Origin of the sequence: Undibacterium sp. RuRC25W, from assembly GCF_049339825.1 — a bacterium.
GTDB lineage: Bacteria > Pseudomonadota > Gammaproteobacteria > Burkholderiales > Burkholderiaceae_D > Undibacterium.
Window position 1 is genome coordinate 16,793 of sequence record NZ_JBMPPD010000013.1, and the last position, 17,340, is coordinate 34,132.

General features: G+C 48.3%; 13 protein-coding genes. 8 read left to right on the top strand and 5 right to left on the bottom strand.

The window, feature by feature from the left end:
• Window positions 1–10 precede the first annotated feature (10 nt).
• From ACO0KV_RS07970 to ACO0KV_RS08000, 7 genes are all read left to right on the top strand, one after another.
• Window positions 11–994 (top strand): M14 family zinc carboxypeptidase, encoded by a 984-nt coding sequence (locus tag ACO0KV_RS07970; RefSeq protein WP_423041627.1) that lies wholly within the window; start codon window positions 11–13, stop codon window positions 992–994.
• 348 nt (window positions 995–1,342) lie between these two features.
• Complete coding sequence (locus ACO0KV_RS07975) at window positions 1,343–3,178, top strand: M4 family metallopeptidase (protein ID WP_423041629.1); 1,836 nt, start codon at window positions 1,343–1,345, stop codon at window positions 3,176–3,178.
• 215 nt (window positions 3,179–3,393) lie between these two features.
• On the top strand, window positions 3,394–5,505 hold the full coding sequence (locus ACO0KV_RS07980) for a prolyl oligopeptidase family serine peptidase (protein ID WP_423041632.1): 2,112 nt from the start codon (window positions 3,394–3,396) through the stop codon (window positions 5,503–5,505).
• Between the two features lie 173 nt (window positions 5,506–5,678).
• Window positions 5,679–7,430 (top strand): ABC transporter ATP-binding protein, encoded by a 1,752-nt coding sequence (locus ACO0KV_RS07985; RefSeq protein WP_423041634.1) that lies wholly within the window; start codon window positions 5,679–5,681, stop codon window positions 7,428–7,430.
• Entirely contained in the window at window positions 7,420–9,192 is a 1,773-nt protein-coding gene (locus ACO0KV_RS07990; protein WP_423041636.1) for an ABC transporter ATP-binding protein, read from the top strand. Before ACO0KV_RS07985 ends, ACO0KV_RS07990 begins: the two co-directional genes overlap by 11 nt.
• Before the next feature lie 9 nt (window positions 9,193–9,201).
• A complete protein-coding gene (locus ACO0KV_RS07995; RefSeq protein ID WP_423041638.1) occupies window positions 9,202–11,469 on the top strand; it encodes a penicillin-binding protein 1A in 2,268 nt (755 codons plus the stop codon).
• 244 nt (window positions 11,470–11,713) lie between these two features.
• Window positions 11,714–12,223: a hypothetical protein gene (locus ACO0KV_RS08000; RefSeq protein ID WP_423041640.1), complete on the top strand. Its 510-nt coding sequence runs from the start codon at window positions 11,714–11,716 to the stop codon at window positions 12,221–12,223.
• A gap of 96 nt (window positions 12,224–12,319) precedes the next feature.
• On the opposite strand, the gene metC is transcribed toward ACO0KV_RS08000, so the two are convergent.
• Window positions 12,320–13,525 carry a cystathionine beta-lyase gene (gene metC, locus ACO0KV_RS08005; RefSeq protein WP_423041642.1) on the bottom strand — a complete coding sequence of 402 codons (1,206 nt, stop codon included), beginning with the start codon at window positions 13,523–13,525 and terminating at the stop codon, window positions 12,320–12,322.
• A 153-nt stretch (window positions 13,526–13,678) separates the two neighbouring features.
• Here metC and ACO0KV_RS08010 point away from each other — a divergent pair, with 153 nt between their 5' ends.
• Window positions 13,679–14,161: an Lrp/AsnC family transcriptional regulator gene (locus ACO0KV_RS08010; RefSeq protein ID WP_423041644.1), complete on the top strand. Its 483-nt coding sequence runs from the start codon at window positions 13,679–13,681 to the stop codon at window positions 14,159–14,161.
• Window positions 14,162–14,211: 50 nt separating this feature from the next.
• Here the strand turns inward: ACO0KV_RS08010 and ACO0KV_RS08015 are convergent, their stop codons facing one another.
• The 4 genes from ACO0KV_RS08015 to ACO0KV_RS08030 all read right to left on the bottom strand — a co-directional run bounded on the left by ACO0KV_RS08015 (window position 14,212) and on the right by ACO0KV_RS08030 (window position 17,291).
• Window positions 14,212–14,994: an MBL fold metallo-hydrolase gene (locus ACO0KV_RS08015; protein WP_423041646.1), complete on the bottom strand. Its 783-nt coding sequence runs from the start codon at window positions 14,992–14,994 to the stop codon at window positions 14,212–14,214.
• Between the two features lie 289 nt (window positions 14,995–15,283).
• Window positions 15,284–16,000 carry an IS6 family transposase gene (locus tag ACO0KV_RS08020; RefSeq protein ID WP_423041648.1) on the bottom strand — a complete coding sequence of 239 codons (717 nt, stop codon included), beginning with the start codon at window positions 15,998–16,000 and terminating at the stop codon, window positions 15,284–15,286.
• 122 nt (window positions 16,001–16,122) lie between these two features.
• Window positions 16,123–16,950, bottom strand: a complete 828-nt coding sequence (gene metF / locus ACO0KV_RS08025; RefSeq protein WP_423041650.1) for a methylenetetrahydrofolate reductase [NAD(P)H] — start codon at window positions 16,948–16,950, stop codon at window positions 16,123–16,125.
• A complete protein-coding gene (locus tag ACO0KV_RS08030; protein ID WP_423041652.1) occupies window positions 16,947–17,291 on the bottom strand; it encodes a phage holin family protein in 345 nt (114 codons plus the stop codon). Before ACO0KV_RS08030 ends, metF begins: the two co-directional genes overlap by 4 nt.
• Between the last annotated feature and the right edge of the window lie 49 nt (window positions 17,292–17,340).

A 17,340-nucleotide genomic window follows, 5' to 3' on the forward strand; every position in this document is an offset into this window, starting at 1 on the left:
TGAAGTAGAGATGCAATGGAGTCCGTTGAAAAGTAGTGTCATTGCATCTTGCTGCAACCGGTTTTACTCAGAAGTGAACATAAAAGCGCATGCTGCGTTGTTGATCGCGGCGTGCGCTTCATTCTTTCCGGCTTTAGCCACCGCCGCACCTTCCACGCCTGCCGCCTCAGCGCGGTCAGCAACACCTGCATCTACAAAAACAAAGGTCGTCACAGACTGGTGTACGCCGCTGGCAGCACGTTTACCCAAGGTCTCAGTCAACGATTGCCAAAATGCCAAATTACAAGCGACGGGCACGAAATCGCTTAACGGTTTTCCCTTGTTGTCACGCGATATCAATGCGGATAGCAAACATCCCCACGCCATCAAAATTTTACTGATTGGTGGGATCCATGGTGACGAGCAGACGGCATCGGCGATCGTCTTTAAATGGCTGGGAGACATGCAAAAAAGTAGTACGCAAGAGTTTCAATGGAAGGTCGCACCCGTTGTGAACCCCGATGGTTTGCTGGCGCCCAAACCGCGTCGCATGAACGCCCACGGCATTGATCTCAATCGTAATTTCCCGACCCCAGACTGGCAAAAAGAAGCGCCAGCTTATTGGTCTCGCGTCACGCGCAGCGATCCACGCCGCTACCCAGGTAAAGCACCGATTTCTGAACCCGAAAGCCGTTGGGTGTACGACACGATAGAAAAATTCAAACCCGATGTCGTCATCTCTGTTCATGCACCGTTTGGCGTCTTAGATTTTGATGGCCCGACATCGCCACCGAGCCGCTTTGGGCGTCTGATCTATAACCGGGTCGGTGTCTATCCAGGCTCGTTGGGCAACTATAGTGGTCTGCACAAAGACATTCCCGTCGTGACGATAGAATTGCCGAATGCAAGCCAAATGCCACCTGATATCGAAATTGAACGGATCTGGCAGGATATGCAGAAATGGATCAGACAGAATATCGTCACGCGTACTAAAGCGACCAAGCATCACTCCTAGCGCATTTTTTTTGCAAGCAACTGTAACTTGCTAGCACCCCTGAGATTGAATTGCATCTCTCGCTCTACCTTCATCTTGCCACCACCACATGTCGCCGTTTTCTCAGATGAGTTTGAAACATTACGACACACTTAAAATCTGCCTGATCTCCGATCTCTGATCAACTGTTTATCGTTATCAGACCGTACGTAAAAACGGACGTATAGACAACATCTTCGTCTATCCATGACTGCACTCTGTGGGCTTCGTTATTGCGCGAGACTGATAACGTCTATTAACTTTTGGCAACCACGATGCAGAATGGGACCAACTGCAAACGTGTGTTTTCACGCCACCACCGGAGAAAAAATGCGCTTATCTTTTGCAAATAAATATGCACTACGACCATCCCTCGTGGCTCTGTTCGCTGCTAGCACTCTGTCTGCGCAAGCAGCGGAGCGGATCGAACTGGAACAGTTTCTTCCTCTCAATAGCGGCAGAGCCTTCAATGCCGACACGCCCCAGACAGCACATCAATTGTTAGGCTTAAGCGATCAAGAGCTGCGTCCCGTGCGGAGTCAACAATACGCCAATGGCAAACAAATCACGCGGTACCAGCAATACCATCAAGGCATTCCTGTATGGGGAGAAACCGTGACAGAACTCGTCACACCCGGCGCTCAACATCCTGCACTGGCAGGTGCAATTTTGCGTGACGTTGTTAAAGACGTCCCAGATATAAAACCGTTCTACAACGCCGAGCAAATTCTCTCCCTTGCCAAAACGCGTGCACGGACGACAGCAACTGAGAACGAGCAAGTACAATTATTTGTGCGTCTCAATCAGGGAGGAAGTGCTCAGTTAGTCTATCTGGTATCACTCATTGATACGTCACATCCCAACCGGCCATCACGACCGCATTTTTTGATCGATGCCAATACCGGCCTCATCGTGCAGCAATGGGAGGGACTGACCAATACAGCGACTGGTACGGGACCAGGCGGTAACAAGAAAACCGGTCAGTACGAATTTGGTAGTACGCAGGGTTATCGGTTTCTAGATATCACCGTCAATGGGGCCAATTGTAAGCTCAGTAGCACGAATGTTGACACCTATAACATGGCTAACAAGACCTCAGGAAACGGGACGCTGCACGCTTTTACTTGTCCACGTAATACTGCACTACCAGTCAATGGTGCCTACGCACCAATGAATGATGCCCATTACTTTGGCAATCAAGTATTTAATATGTACCAGACTTACTTTGGTATTCGTCCTATCACGCAGAAACTCAAAATGAAGGTGCATTATGGCGTGGGATATGAAAACGCCTTCTGGGATGGTGCCGGCATGACTTTTGGGGATGGCGCTTCGAGTTTTTATCCACTCACCTCGTTAGATGTGATCGGACACGAGATCAGCCATGGATTTACTGAACAAAACTCAAATCTGGTGTACGTTGGTATGTCAGGTGCGATGAACGAAGCTTTCTCTGATATGGCAGGTGAAGCCGTCAAGTATTTCGTCAAAGGAAACAACGATTTTAAAGTTGGCAGCGACATTATCAAATCTGGCGATGCATTACGTTATTTCTCTAACCCACCCCTAGATGGCCGATCAATAGACAATGCCAATAAATACAACAGCAGTCTTGATGTACACGAAGCCAGTGGTGTCTACAATAAAGCCTTCTATTTGTTAGCGACTAGCCCAAACTGGACAACCCGTAAAGCATTTGAAGTGATGGCAGATGCTAACCGGTTTTACTGGACAAGTAACAGTACCTTCAACCAAGGTGCGTGCGGCGTTGAAAAAGCGGCGGCGAATCGTAACTACAATGTTGCCGACGTCACGAATGCATTTTTGACAGTGGGGGTGAGTTGTCCTTCGACTAGTACAGAAATCATTTTAAAGAAAGGCGTCAGCGTCGATCACGTTAATCTACCTCTAGGTAGCGGACAGCTGTATAAAATCCAAGTTCCGGCTAGTGCTAAAAAACTGACGATTAAACGAATAGGCGGTAGTGGTGGAGAAGTATACGTGAAGTTAGCCGTCGCGCCCACGCTCACAAGCTATGATGTCAAATCATCGGGTGCGGGTAATACAGAAACGATCAACCTGCTGGCACCATCAGCTGCAACATACTACCTCCTTTTTTATGCTGCTAGTGAGGTCAAAGACGCCAGTCTGGTCACTAGCTATTAACCACGACTGATCACCAGGACTACTCCTCAATCCCCCTTTTTTCGCTTCGAAAACAAAGTGCCGCTGCCTGAAAATGTAGCGGCCTTTTTCTTCTGGTTTCGATTATGATTCATCATCGCCAAAGATCCACATCTTCGCGGCGGGAACGACCAGCTGACCTAAAAAGTAAGCAAACCGTATCATCATTCGTCTAACGATCAACAATCGGAGAAACCATGAGACACCCATCCAATATCCTTGCAGCAATCTGCCTGTGTAGTGTCGCCAGTTTAAGTATTGCACAGAACCAAGACCCTTTTCTGTGGCTGGAAGACGTTACCGGAGATAAAGCACTGGATTGGGTCAAGTTACGTAATCAGGAAACACGCAACAAACTCGATAATGATGCTGGATTTCAACAATTGCGCGGTCAATTGCAAACAATTTTAGACTCCAAAGATCGAATTCCTGGCATTACTCAGATGGGTAATGCGGTCTACAATTTCTGGATGGATGCAGAGCATCCGCGCGGTGTATGGCGTAAAACGACCCTAGAAGAATATCGTAAGAGCAATCCAAAATGGGACACCGTGTTAGATATTGATGCGCTGGCAAAAAATGAAAAAGAAAACTGGGTATTTAAAAACAGCGTGTGTCGTGAACCTGTGTATGACCGTTGCTTGATCGAATTGTCGCACGGCGGTGCCGATGCGGTGACATTGCGTGAATTTGACCTGCGCACCAAACAGTTTGTAAAAAACGGTTTTAACTTACCTGAAGCAAAGCTCACTGCGGATTGGCGCGACCTCGACACCGTCTTCATCGCCACCGATTTTGGTAAGGATACGTTGACAGACTCAGGCTACCCGCGCCAGGTCAAAGAATGGAAGCGTGGCACGCCGATCACCGCTGCAAAACTGATACTGGAAAGTAAAAGCACGGATCTGTCCGTTGCAGCCCAGAGTGTCAATCACGGTGGCTACCATTACGAATTAGTACAAAGACAAATTGATTTTTACAGTTCAGAGCAGTATCTGCGCGACCATGGAAAATTACAAAAACTCGATGTGCCATCTCAGTCTGACCTGAGCTTTTTTGAGGATCAACTCATCGTCACATTGAGAGAAGCGTGGACGTTAAAAGACAAGACGTATCCTTCAGGCGCAGTTCTGGCGATTAATTTTGCAGCGTTTGAAAAAGGTGACAGGCAGTTCAATATCTTATTTGCACCAAGCGAAAGTACTTCGTTCACCAGTTTAGCGGCAACGCGTCATTTCCTTCTTGTACAATCGCTAGACAATGTCAAAGGCAAACTGAATGAATGGTCGTTAAAAGACGGCAAATGGTCAACGCGCGAGGTGACATTACCAACGCTGGGCAGCGTTTTGATCAGCCCGATGAATCCGAAAAAAACAGACGATTATCTGCTCAGTTACTCTGATTATCTGACGCCCAGTGTGTATCTCTTAGCCCATGCAGGCAATGATCAGCGCAACACGCTAAAATCGGCGCCTGCGTTTTTTGATGCTTCGCCCTACGAAACAATTCAGCAATTTGCTACCTCAAACGATGGTACAAAAATTCCTTACTTTATCGTTAAGCGAAAAGATCTGCGGGCCGATGGCAACAACCCTACCCTGCTATACGGTTACGGTGGATTTCAGATTTCCCTGACGCCCTCCTATTCTGGCACGTTGGGTAAAGCTTGGCTGGAGAAAGGCGGCGTCTACGTTGTCGCCAATATTCGAGGTGGCGGCGAATATGGACCACGCTGGCATCAGGCAGCATTAAAAGAATACCGCCAACGCGCCTATGATGACTTTGTGGCAGTTGCTCAGAGTTTAATCACGAGCAAAATTACCAGCCCACAACATTTGGGGGCCATGGGAGGAAGTAATGGCGGCTTGTTGGCGGGCGTGACACTGACCCAGCATCCTGAACTATTTAATGCCATCGTCAGTCAGGTGCCATTACTGGACATGCAACGTTTTAATAAATTACTGGCAGGAGCATCGTGGATGGGAGAATATGGTAATCCTGATATAGCCGATGAATGGGCGTATATTAAAGCCTACTCACCTTATCAAAATATTAAAGCTAACGTCACATATCCCAATGTGCTTTTTATCACGTCCACCCGCGATGACCGTGTCCATCCCGGTCATGCGCGGAAAATGGCAGCAAAGATGCTTGATCAAGGCCATCAGCATGTCTGGTATTTTGAAAATACCGAAGGTGGTCACGGTGGTGCAGCAAATAATACCCAACGTGCCGATATGAGCGCCATTACGTATTCTTTCTTGTGGAACATGCTGAAGTGGGATAATACGGCCTATGTTGTCCATTGATCGCTCATTCAAGTCAGCCATTCAAAGCTGATTTACACTGACGATCCGTTATCCTCAAAAAGGATAACGGATTTTTTATTCGACGGGACTGATAAAAATGATCCCGGCAGGGTATGACACTTCGGCGCGACGACGCTGAAATGATTTTACAAAAGATTTATTAAAGAATTGGCATGACACTGTTTCAACTACTTAGAGAATTTATCCGCCGTCATTGGCAGCATTATTGTGCTGCGGGCGCGATGTTGCTCGCCGTTGCTGTCATGACGGTGCTAATCCCGCGCCGTGTCGGTGCGGTGATTGACGGCATGGTTACCCACCAACTGGATCAGCATGGACTCATGGTACAACTGGGCTATTTGTTGCTCATGGGCGTTGCTATCTACTTTTTAAGAGTAGGCTGGCGCATGCAACTGTTCACCGCCTCCTACCAACTCGGCGCTGAATTGCGCACGCGCTTATATCAACGCCTCAGCTTGCAAGGGCAAAGCTTCTTTCAGCAACAGCGCACCGGTGATCTGATGGCGCTAGGTACCAATGATGCAGACGCCATCGAGCTGGCATCGGGTGAAGCCGCACTAGCGGGTTTTGATGGCTCGTTAACGTTTGCGCTGGTGATTGGCATGATGTTATTGGGTGTCGACTGGCGTCTGGCCCTCGTGGCGTTACTACCCTTCCCGTTTATGGGATGGGCGTTCAAACGTATTACACACCATGTCCACGAAGCCTCGCGCGACTCATTACAGCGTTTCAGCGCACTCAATGATCAGGTGCAGGAAACCCTCGCCGGCGTCCGGACCCTACGTGCGCTGGGTCTTGAGCAACGTAGTGCAACTCAGTTTGCAGCACTAGCAGAACAAGCAGCCGATGCCAGCTTGGCAGCGCAGAGCTGGGAAGCGGCGTATGAACCTGCGGTCGGCATTACACTGACCTCCGCTGGCGCACTCACACTGGCGATGGGTGGTTATCTGGTGTGGCATGGTGAGATGAGTATCGGTATGCTGACCAGCTTTACGATGTATCTAGGCCAATTGATCTGGCCTATGTTTGCTGCCGGCTGGGTCTTGTCGTTGCTGGAGCGCGGTAAGGCAGCCTGGAACCGTTTAGAGCCTGTTCTGACTATGCCTTTGTCCATTGAAGACCATGGCGCAGTAAAGCAACTTCCTGGCGGTGCTATCGAGCTGAGCCAGATCTATTTTACCTACCCATCACAAATACGTGCTGCTTTGGATGGTGTTTCACTCTCGCTACTACCCGGAAAAACCTTGGGCATCGTGGGTCCGACCGGTGCGGGCAAATCCAGCATCATCAAACTCTTATTGCGTCAGATTGAAACGACGCAAGGCGAAATACGGTGGGGTGATCACCACATTGATGGATACCCCTTGCATACGCTGCGGCGCGCAATTAACTGGGTGGCGCAAGAACCATTTTTGTTCTCCGCCTCCATTGCAGAAAACATTGCGCTCGCCAGACCAGACGCCACACGCGAAGAAATCATCCACGCAGCGACTTTAGCCTCCGTGCATGACGATATCGTGCGCTTCCCGCAAGGCTATGACACACCGGTCGGCGAGCGCGGTGTGACCTTATCTGGTGGTCAACGCCAGCGCGTCTCCATTGCCCGCGCATTACTCACAGATAGTCCCTTATTACTTCTGGATGACGCTTTGTCTGCGGTGGATACCGAGACGGAGAGCCGGATCCTGCAGCATCTGGCGACATTACGTGAAGAACAAACAAACCGCAGTGCAGTGATTGTCAGTCATCGCTTAAGCGCCGTCGCCAGTGCCGATCATATTGTGGTTTTACGCGAAGGAAAAATCGTTGAACAGGGAACCCATGCTGACCTGCTGGCCGCGAATCACTGGTACGCCTCTCAATGGCGTTATCAACAACTGGAGGCAAGTTTAAATGCCGCGTGATCAGCATATCCCAGAAAAAAAAGACATCCCCTCAGAAAAGAAAATGGCGGTGGAGCTTCTGATTTCATCTGCACGCCCTGAAAAATCGCAGGTTATTCGAGGTGTTATTTTTTTACTCATCGCCGCAGCGTTGGAAGCACTGGGCCCTTTACTAGGCAAAGCATTTATCGACCGCTATTTGCTGCCCCATCAGATGGACATGCAGATTGTGATTGGTTTGCTCACTGCCTATGTCTTCACTGGCTGGGGTGCTACTTGGCTGCGCTACCTCCAGTTAACGCGATTGGCGGGCGTCGCTATGCGTTCGGTAAGGCGCTTACGTGAACAAGTCTATACGCATGTCTTACGCTTACCGATGGCATTCTTTGATAAAGCGATGACCGGACAACTGGTCAGTCGCGTCACGAATGATACCGAGGCGGTGAAGAATCTATACGTCCAAGTTTTATTTGTGATGCTCGACAGTTCTATCGTTGTCATCGGTGCCTTAGGTGCGATGGCATGGCTCGATTGGCGTTTGATGCTGATTGTCACCATGCTGATTCCGGCAGTCGTTATTATCGTCTGGTTCTACCAACGCTGGAGCGCACCCGCTGTCAGTAAAGCGCGCCAGTTGCGCAGCGAAATCAATGCCCAGGTCGCGGAGAGCATCAGCGGCATGAGCGCTTTACAGGCTAGCAATGCGGAGCAGCGGTTTGGCGAACGGTTTGCCAACACCAATCAATTACATTATCGGGCAAGGCTCGATGAATTAAGAGCGAATGCCTGGTTATTACGACCAGCGCTGGATTTTTTAAATTCAGTACTACTTGTTGTGGTGATTTTTTGTTTTGGACAACGTAGTTTTTCTGGCGTTGAAGTGGGTATTTTGTATGCCTTTGTCAGCTACATTGCACGTGTCGTCGACCCACTGATCCAAATCACATTGCAATTCGGTCAGATTCAACAGGCAGTGGTCTCTGCTGCACGCGTTAATACGCTGTTGCATGAGCCTATCACCACCAACACCAGCACGAATGCCGTCATGGAATCGGGCGAGGTCCATATCTCTCACCTGACCTTCGGCTATACGCCAGCGCATCCGGTCTTGCACGACGTGAACCTATTGATTCCATCAGGATCTTTTTTTGGTATCGTCGGCCATACAGGCAGCGGAAAATCAACGCTAATGAGCCTGTTATTACGCTTCTATACAGCACAAACCGGCAGCATTACGATTGATGGCAGAAGTATTGCAGACTTTTCGGAAGATCACTTCAGAGCTAGCGTCGGACTCGTTCCTCAAGAGCCCTTCTTACTCGCAGCCAGCGCCAGAGAAAACATCGCCATGGGCAGAGATATCAGTGAAGCCGATATCATTGCCGCCGCCAAAGCAGCGCATGTGCACGAACTGATTCTCGATTTGGAATTAGGGTATGAAACGCCCTTGGGCGAAGGGGGAGCTAAACTTTCTACCGGTCAAAAACAACTGGTCGCCATCGCCCGTGCACTGGCTGGAAAACCACGTATTTTGTTCTTAGATGAAGCCACTTCACATATTGATAGTGAAACCGAACAGATTATTCAAATTGCGTTAAACGAATTACGTCATCAGGTCACGATCATCGCTATCGCCCACCGTCTATCAACGATTCGTGATGCGGACTGCATCATTGTACTTAATCACGGCAAGCTGACAGAACGCGGAAAACATCAGGAACTGATGCAGATCGATCAGGGCATTTATCAAAAACTATATTTGCTGCAAACATTGGAAGACTAAGGAATAAGAATGAAATGGATACTCGCCCTCGTGGTTTTATTGAGCACGCTCATCATCGGTGCGCTGGCGTATATTTTTTTAGGGCTCGCGCCAGGCTTACCTGCGCTTGATGCGATTACCGATTACCAGCCTAAAATACCACTACGTATCTACACTGCTGACAACGCGCTTATTGGTGAATTTGGCGAAGAGCACCGTGATTTTGTTCCCATCAAAGACATTCCGGATGTGATGAAAAACGCCCTGTTATCGATTGAAGATGCGCGTTTTTATGAACATAATGGTGTCGATTTTATTGGCCTCACACGCGCCTTTGTCGCCGATCTTGGTGGCGGTTTTCATCAAGGCGCTTCGACGATTACGATGCAGGTCGCCAGAAATTTTTTCTTGTCACAAGAAAAAACAGTGACGCGGAAAATCAAAGAAATTTTACTGACCTTCCGAATTGAAGCCGCACTGAGCAAAGATCAGATTCTTGAGCTCTATATGAACCAAATCTATCTTGGTCAACGGACCCATGGTTTTTCGAGCGCGGCAAAAACTTACTTTGGCAAATCATTGAATCAGATCACCTTAGCAGAAGCGGCGATGTTGGCTGGTATTCCGCAGAATCCAGTACGGCATAATCCGGCTGTCAATTTTCCCAAGGCAAAACAGCGCCAGATGTTAGTGCTTAAGAGCATGCTCAACAAAGGTATGATTACCGAAGCGCAATTTGATACCGCCAGTCATGAGCATCTGACAGTCACAGGAAAACAAATGTACGATGCCCATGCTGATTACGCCGCTGAGATGGTCAGACAAAGTATCGTTGCAGAATACAAAGACACGGCATATACCGCTGGTATTAAAGTCTATACGACACTACTCAAAGCGGATCAGGAAGCCGCCTATGAAGCCGTGCGCAAAAATGTCATGGATTACGATCAACGTCATGGCTACCGCGGACCAGAAGCGTTTATCAGCTTACCTGCCGACGAAGATGAACGTGATGATGCAATTGATGAAGTATTAAAAAAACATCCCGCAAATGACAAATTAATCGCAGCCGTCGTCACCAAGGTCAGTAGCAAAACAGTACAAGCGGACTTAGCATCGGGTGAAAGTATTGAGATCAATGGCGATGGCTTGCGGTTTGCCAGTAGCGCACTTCAAAGTAAAGCAAAATCGGATCTGAAGGTGATCCCTGGTGCGATCATCCGCGTTATTCAAGATACCAAAATGCGTTGGAGCATCACCCAACTACCTGAAGTTGAAGGTGCGTATGTCGCCATCAATGCGCAAACTGGTGCCTATCGCGCAATGGTCGGTGGATTTGATTTCAATCGTAAAAAATTCAATCACGTCACCAGTGCGTGGCGTCAACCCGGCTCCAGTATCAAACCGTTTATTTACTCCGCTGCACTGGAAAAAGGCTTCTCACCATCGACCTTAATCAATGACGTCCAACTGTCGGCAACCACCGAAGAATCACTCAAGTGGGATCCGCGCAATGACGATGGAAAATACGATGGCCCTGTAACCATGCGCACTGCGCTGGCGCAATCGAAGAACGTAGTTTCCGTCCGCATTTTGAAAACGATTGGTGTCAGTACTGCACTGGAATGGCTGCCACATTTTGGTTTCAATAAAGACAAGCATCCTAGCAATCTGACCCTCGCCTTAGGCACAGGACAAGTCACACCTGTTCAGTTAGCGGCTGGTTATGCGGTCTTTGCGAATGGTGGATATCAAGTCACACCATGGCTGATCAGCAAAGTCACCGATGCGCGTGGCAAAGTATTAAGTGAAACCAAAGCACCGGCAATTGCGCAGGATAGTGATCGTGTGATCGATAGTAGAAATGCCTTTATCACTGATAGCATGCTTCGCGAAGTGGCATTGCGGGGTACAGGGGCAGCTGCCGATCAACGCCTAGGGCGCCGCGATCTCGCAGGAAAAACAGGTACCAGTAGTGAGGCCGTCGACGGATGGTTTGCAGGCTATGCAGACAATATTGTTGGCGTTGCGTGGATGGGTTACGACGATCCTAAATCGCTCGGTGGCCGTGAATTCGGCGCAACCCTCGCCTTACCCATCTGGATCGACAGTATGCGTGTGAGCTTAGCCGGTAAGCCTGAAACACAACGAACCGCCCCTGACGGCGTCAGTAATGCTGAAGGTGACTGGATGTATTCCGAATTCCTCAACGGTGCAGGCGTAAAATCCGTCGATCTCGATGTCCAACCAGCAGGTGATGCGGACAAGACAGCACCTACCACCCAGCCTGTCAATTAGTCAAATAGTAAAAAAAAGCCCGCAACATAACATTGCGGGCAAATATCCTGACCTTTGGAGGAGAAGCAGTAGGATGGGGGCATCATAATCATTAGGCATGACAAGATGATGACAACCGGCATTTTTCCTACGACTTCTTCCCAAAGAGTATCAAATAAAGGGGTAATTCCCCCTCTGTTCATGCACTCGTTTTGACTCCACTGTTTGTACACTGTCGGTACCGAAATTAGATTCAGAGACAGCCATGTCAACCGGATACCGCAATTACCGCACCTTGCCACAAGAGCCAAAATTTTTGGATGGCACGCCTGGCACGATCTTCATTTTACAAAATGATGGGCTGCGTCCTGGTTTATATCGTATTGGAGCAACACGCCGCTCTGGCGTCTCAAAGGCAATGGAATTTAATCGCGATGCACAGAACATGTTGCCCGGTAATTACGACTGTGTGTTTGAATTACACAGCAAAGATTGCGGCATGGCACTCGATGTGATTTACAGAAAATTTGAGTCCCGTCGTCACGGCAAAAAAAATCTCGATTTTTTCCTGTTAGATCTTGAAGAAGCGAGTAACACGATCGTCAGTATCATCGCAGAAATCAACACCATTGCTGTAGAAAAAGCCAACCTCAGACAGCAACACGCACCCGAGTTAATGCGCCACTTGCTGCCGGATCTAGAACCAGCAAATAACGCGGTTTTCAGCCCACCGCCAAGCTTTTTTAGAAAAGCACTTGAGTGGGTTGCCAACTGATTACGATCAAAAAAAATACTACACGGTATCATCTAGACTGTGCCGGCAAATTTTGTTGTCCGCATAGACAGTCGTCATCAACACCACGCAATAAACTCAGGCAACAGACGCCAATGTTGGCAACGTGCGCAAGGCACTAAATCCGACATCCAGATCGACCAATAAATCTTCAACAGCCTCCAGCCCTACATGCAAGCGCAGCATCGGTGCTGACCATTTTTCTGCATTCACTGTGCGGCAGCGGGCAGGCTTCGTCGGCAAAATCAGACTTTCGTAACCGCCCCAACTAAAGCCGATACCAAAGAGACGCGTACGATCAATTAAGGCAGCAACTTGTTGCTCTGTGACGTCGCTTCGAAATACAGCACCCATCAAACCACAAGCATATTCTGGACGGAAATCGCGCTTCCATATGTCATGTCCCGCCGTACCTTCCAGCGGTGGGTATAACACCTCAGCAACCTCCGGTTGTGCTTGCAACCAGCGCGCCACAATCTGTGCGCTTTCGCGATGAACGGCAAGACGGGCTGCCATGGTCCGCAAGCCACGTAAAGCGAGCGCAGCATCATCGCTACCGATAGACATGCCCAATTGTTTATAGGTATCGCGGATTTTATGCTGCAAGGCTTCGTTGGTCAGAATCGCTCCCATCAATGCGTCTGAATGGCCCACGATATATTTGGTCGCTGCATGAATAGAGACGTCCACACCCAACTCAAACGAGGCCCAGCCGATCGGCGTCGCCCAAGTACTATCAGACACCAACACAGCGCCAGCAGCATGTGCCACCGCGGAAATCGCTGGGATATCCTGCACTTCAAAGGTCAACGATCCAGGAGACTCAACAAAAACAACCTTGGTATTCGGTTGCATGATTCGTGCTATGTCTGCACCAATCATTGGGTCATAGTAGGTGGTCGAGATACCGTGTTGTTTAAGGAGTCCATCACAAAACAAACGCGTTGGATCGTAGGCGGTATCAACCATTAACAAGTGATCGCCCGGCTGCAACAGCGCCAACAGCGTAGTGGTAATCGCCGAGAGGCCGGAGGGTGTCAGCATGCATGCGGCAGCGCCCTCTGCTGAGCACAAGGCCTGCTCCAGCGCTAGTGTCGTCTCGGTCGCATGGCGGCCATACACGCGGCGTGTGCCGTTCGCTTCCTGAAGCGCGGCACAATCAGGAAACAACATCGTCGAAGCACGTACCAATGGCGGATTCACAGGACCATGATGATCTTTGCCCTTACGCCCGGCATGGGTCAGACGGGTCGCGGTTAGAAGGGTAGATTCGTGCTGGTTCATGGAAACTCCTGATGTTGGTTTTTTACTCATTCGGTGCGCCAGCCAATCGCTGGCAGCAAGGACTCCATCGTAGCAATCATGAACAGAAATTTTTTACCAAATAGTTTAGAAAAATATGCTATTTTTAGAAAAATTTTCTACTATTGTTGAGTCATGGATAAAAAAGATCTAGAAATACTGAGTTTTCTACAAAAAGATGCATCTATTGCATTAACCGATCTCGCGCAGTCTGTACATCTGTCAGTGACACCGTGCTGGCGTCGATTGCAGAAGCTACAAGAAGACGGCGTCATTCGGAAACAGGTGGTGTTATGCGATCCAGTTAAACTGAATCTGGGCCTGACGGTAATGGTCACGCTCAAGGCAGCACAACACAATGAGAAGTGGATGCAAAAATTTATTACCGGCGTCAGAGATATTCCCGAGATTGTCGAGATTTTGCGGATGAGCGGCGATATTGATTACCTGCTCAAAGTACATGTACCAGACATGGCTGGTTTTGATCTAGTGTATAAAAAACTGGTGAAAGTCGCTGACTTACAAGACGTCAGTTCGAGCTTTGTGATGGAGGTGATTAAGAGTACAACCGCACTGCCCCTAGACTATGCGATCGTCAAACAGGCAAAAGGAAATTGATTCGATGACAAACACAAATAGCCTCTACTCACAGTATCTACCCCTCGTATTTACTCACGGAAGCGATAATGTTCCTGGGTAAATAAATCGATACCGCACTGTAAATTTTCAATCCAGTCCAGAAATGCATGAATCGCTTCTTTACCGACAAAGTAGCGTCCATGCTGCGGCACCATCATGTCAATATCCATCTCACGCACCATATTTGCCCACAAGCGGCAGACTTTATTCGACACCATATAGCGCTTATGGAAACCGCTCATGGTGTGCAGTTCCTGATAAAAATCTTCTTTAGTTGTGATCGGATGATGAATATCAGCGGCATCCACCATCGATGCGCCCATATCACCAGAAAAAAGAATTTTAGATTTGCTATCGTAAAATTGAAAGTTACCTTCGGCGTGTAAAAAATGTGCAGGCACAGCGTACAACGTCGTATCACGCAAACGAATCGGCATGCCCTCATCAGGAATACCAATAATACGGCCTTCAGCCCGATTCAGATTACAAAAATGCGGCACGAACCGCGACCATAATTTAGAAACGTACAAACTACATTCGGTACTGAATAACCATTTATCCAACGCGCCGATAATGTCTGGGTCCTGATGGGATGCGAATAAATATTTTAGTTGCTGCTTAGGGAGATACTTATGCATTGCAAGGACAAGCGAGTTATAGGTCAGATGTCCGGATGGATCAATGAGCGCCCCCTCGCCGTCAGACACAATCAGAAACTGGTTGGCTTGGATGGCATGATCGCCGGCGTCCTTTAGCAGATCATTAAACATCACGCAGACATGCTTACCATCGTTAAATAGTTCTATAGCCAAGTGATCTCCCGTCCGTTTGGACCTCAAAATATGTCATGCGATTGTAGTCAGATCAGCTGATGACAATCTTGACGCAGATCAACATGCTAATTCCCTCTTAAAGAGGCGATGACAAAAGAAAAAAGATTTGGTCGCATTAATTTTGAAAAGAGAGTGATTAACTTAAACTAAGGCGTTTGATACAAGCGATAATTTTTGATGGCGACGTTGAACACCAAAGGCTTACGTTTTCCGGTTCTGTCGCGATAAGGAACTAAAGTTTAGCTGAAGCAGCGAGGTAGCGGAAAAATCAGAAAGCTAAAGAGTAGAATTGATCTGCAGCAGATGTAACTTGACCATCGGGACAATTGAGCTGTCCCTTTTTAATCATGTGCATCGTTTCAATGCCGGCGATGAGTTTGGTGGCACAATGAAATTTTTTGAATCCCAGCATGGGTCGCGTTCGGCGCTTGATGGCTCGGTGGTCTTGTTCCACAAGATTGTTCAAATATTTCGATTGGCGCAACGTGATTTCCAGGCCGCTGTCGGCGATCAGGCTGTTCACTGCCGCAGTATTAGCGCCGCTCTTGTCGATGGTAATTTTCTCCGGCACATCGTGTAATCCAATCGCCCGCTCGAAGAAGCGTCGCGCAGCAGCATGGTCACGTTTTGCGGTGAGCAGGAAATCCACCGTATGGCCAAGTCGGTCAACAGCGCGATACAGATACTTCCATTGCCCACCGACTTGAATGTAGGTTTCGTCCATCCGCCAACTCCGACTAACTGGATGCTTGCGACGGCGAAACACCGTAGCCAAAACCGGCAATATCTTCAGCGCCCAACTATGCACCGTAGCATGATCAACCTGTACACCACGTTCAGCTATCATTCCCTCCAAGTTGCGCAAACTCAGCACATAGGCTGCATACCAGCGCACACATAACAACATCACGTCGAGCGGATAATGCAAGCGTTTTAAAACCTGACGAAGTACAGACTCTTCAATTTGTTTAGGCAGTGATTTCATCTAAACATTTTATCAAGTTTGGCTTATCGCGACAGAACCCGATTTATCGTAGGCGAATATTCAAAAAATTTTAAAAATGATCGCAGATATAGCAAGAATCATTGATAGCAAGCTACCAAAGACTATAACAAACGTTGCCAGATAGCCGTTGTTGCAGCTGCCTGATTGAGCGAATAAAAATGCAATCCCGGTGCGCCGCCTTGCAACAGACGCTCACACATGCTGGTCACGACATCGAGACCGAATGCTTTAATCGAAGCGCTGTCGTCGCCATAGCTATTAAGTTTCAAACGAATCCAGCGTGGGATTTCTGCACCACACATTTCAGAAAAACGTTGTAGCTGACTACTATTAGTGATCGGCATAATACCTGCTACGATAGGTGCGGTCACACCTAATTTTCCAGCCTCTTCCACAAAGCGGAAATACGCATCAGCATTATAAAAATACTGCGTAATCGCAGCGTTTGCACCGGCTTGGATTTTGCGGGCAAAGTTATTCAGATCATCTTGTGGAGATCGTGCTTGCGGATGCATTTCTGGATAGGCTGCGACTTCGATATGAAACCAGTCACCTGTCTCCGCGCGAATAAATTCGACCAGCTCATTAGCAAAGCGGAACTCGCCACCCATGCCATAACCACTTGGCAGATCGCCGCGCAAAGCAACCAAGCGACGAATATCATTAGTTTTGTACTCTTGCAGAATCTCGCGTATCGATTCGCGTGTGCCACCAACACAGGACAGATGTGGTGCAGCATCAAAACCCTCACGGCGAATCTCAATCACTGTATCAAGCGTCCCTTGCTGCGTTGTCCCACCGGCACCAAAAGTGACAGAGAAGTATTTAGGATTGAGCGCCGCCAATTTGGTACGGGTAACGCGTAATTTTTCTGCTCCCTCGCCAGTTTTAGGAGGGAAAAATTCTATGCTGAAATTATGCGGTTTCATGATTTTTGCAAAAGAAGTGTCGAGAGTGTCCACGAAATCACGCTGTATAACAAAGCACCGCCGACAGCCGCCCAAAATCCGGCAACGTGAAATCCATCAACCATGTTTGCAACACCCCAAAATAACAGACCATTAATGACAAAGATAAACAAACCCATTGTCATCACGGTGGCCGGTAAGGTTAGTAAAACCAGCAATGGCCTTAGCACTGCATTGACCAGCCCTAGTACTACAGCGACGATCAACGCTGTTCCAAAGCTATCAATCGACACCGAATGCATAAGATAAGGAATCGCCAATAAAGCCAGCGCGTTAATTAACCAGGTTGCAAGCAATCGCATGAACAATCCAGACATGAAAAAGATTTAAAAAAAACTCCTCGTCATTGTA

Excerpts from the sequence above, each read along its gene's own strand:
- ACO0KV_RS08000 (WP_423041640.1), top strand. The coding sequence starts at position 11,714 with ATGTCAACCGGATACCGCAATTACCGCACCTTGCCACAAGAGCCAAAA.
- ACO0KV_RS08010 (WP_423041644.1), top strand. The coding sequence starts at position 13,679 with ATGGATAAAAAAGATCTAGAAATACTGAGTTTTCTACAAAAAGATGCA.
- ACO0KV_RS07975 (WP_423041629.1), top strand. The coding sequence starts at position 1,343 with ATGCGCTTATCTTTTGCAAATAAATATGCACTACGACCATCCCTCGTG.
- ACO0KV_RS07990 (WP_423041636.1), top strand. The coding sequence starts at position 7,420 with ATGCCGCGTGATCAGCATATCCCAGAAAAAAAAGACATCCCCTCAGAA.
- ACO0KV_RS07980 (WP_423041632.1), top strand. The coding sequence starts at position 3,394 with ATGAGACACCCATCCAATATCCTTGCAGCAATCTGCCTGTGTAGTGTC.
- metF (WP_423041650.1), bottom strand. The coding sequence starts at position 16,950 with ATGAAACCGCATAATTTCAGCATAGAATTTTTCCCTCCTAAAACTGGC.
- ACO0KV_RS08030 (WP_423041652.1), bottom strand. The coding sequence starts at position 17,291 with ATGCGATTGCTTGCAACCTGGTTAATTAACGCGCTGGCTTTATTGGCG.
- metC (WP_423041642.1), bottom strand. The coding sequence starts at position 13,525 with ATGAACCAGCACGAATCTACCCTTCTAACCGCGACCCGTCTGACCCAT.
- ACO0KV_RS07995 (WP_423041638.1), top strand. The coding sequence starts at position 9,202 with ATGAAATGGATACTCGCCCTCGTGGTTTTATTGAGCACGCTCATCATC.
- ACO0KV_RS08020 (WP_423041648.1), bottom strand. The coding sequence starts at position 16,000 with ATGAAATCACTGCCTAAACAAATTGAAGAGTCTGTACTTCGTCAGGTT.
- ACO0KV_RS07970 (WP_423041627.1), top strand. The coding sequence starts at position 11 with ATGCAATGGAGTCCGTTGAAAAGTAGTGTCATTGCATCTTGCTGCAAC.
- ACO0KV_RS07985 (WP_423041634.1), top strand. The coding sequence starts at position 5,679 with ATGACACTGTTTCAACTACTTAGAGAATTTATCCGCCGTCATTGGCAG.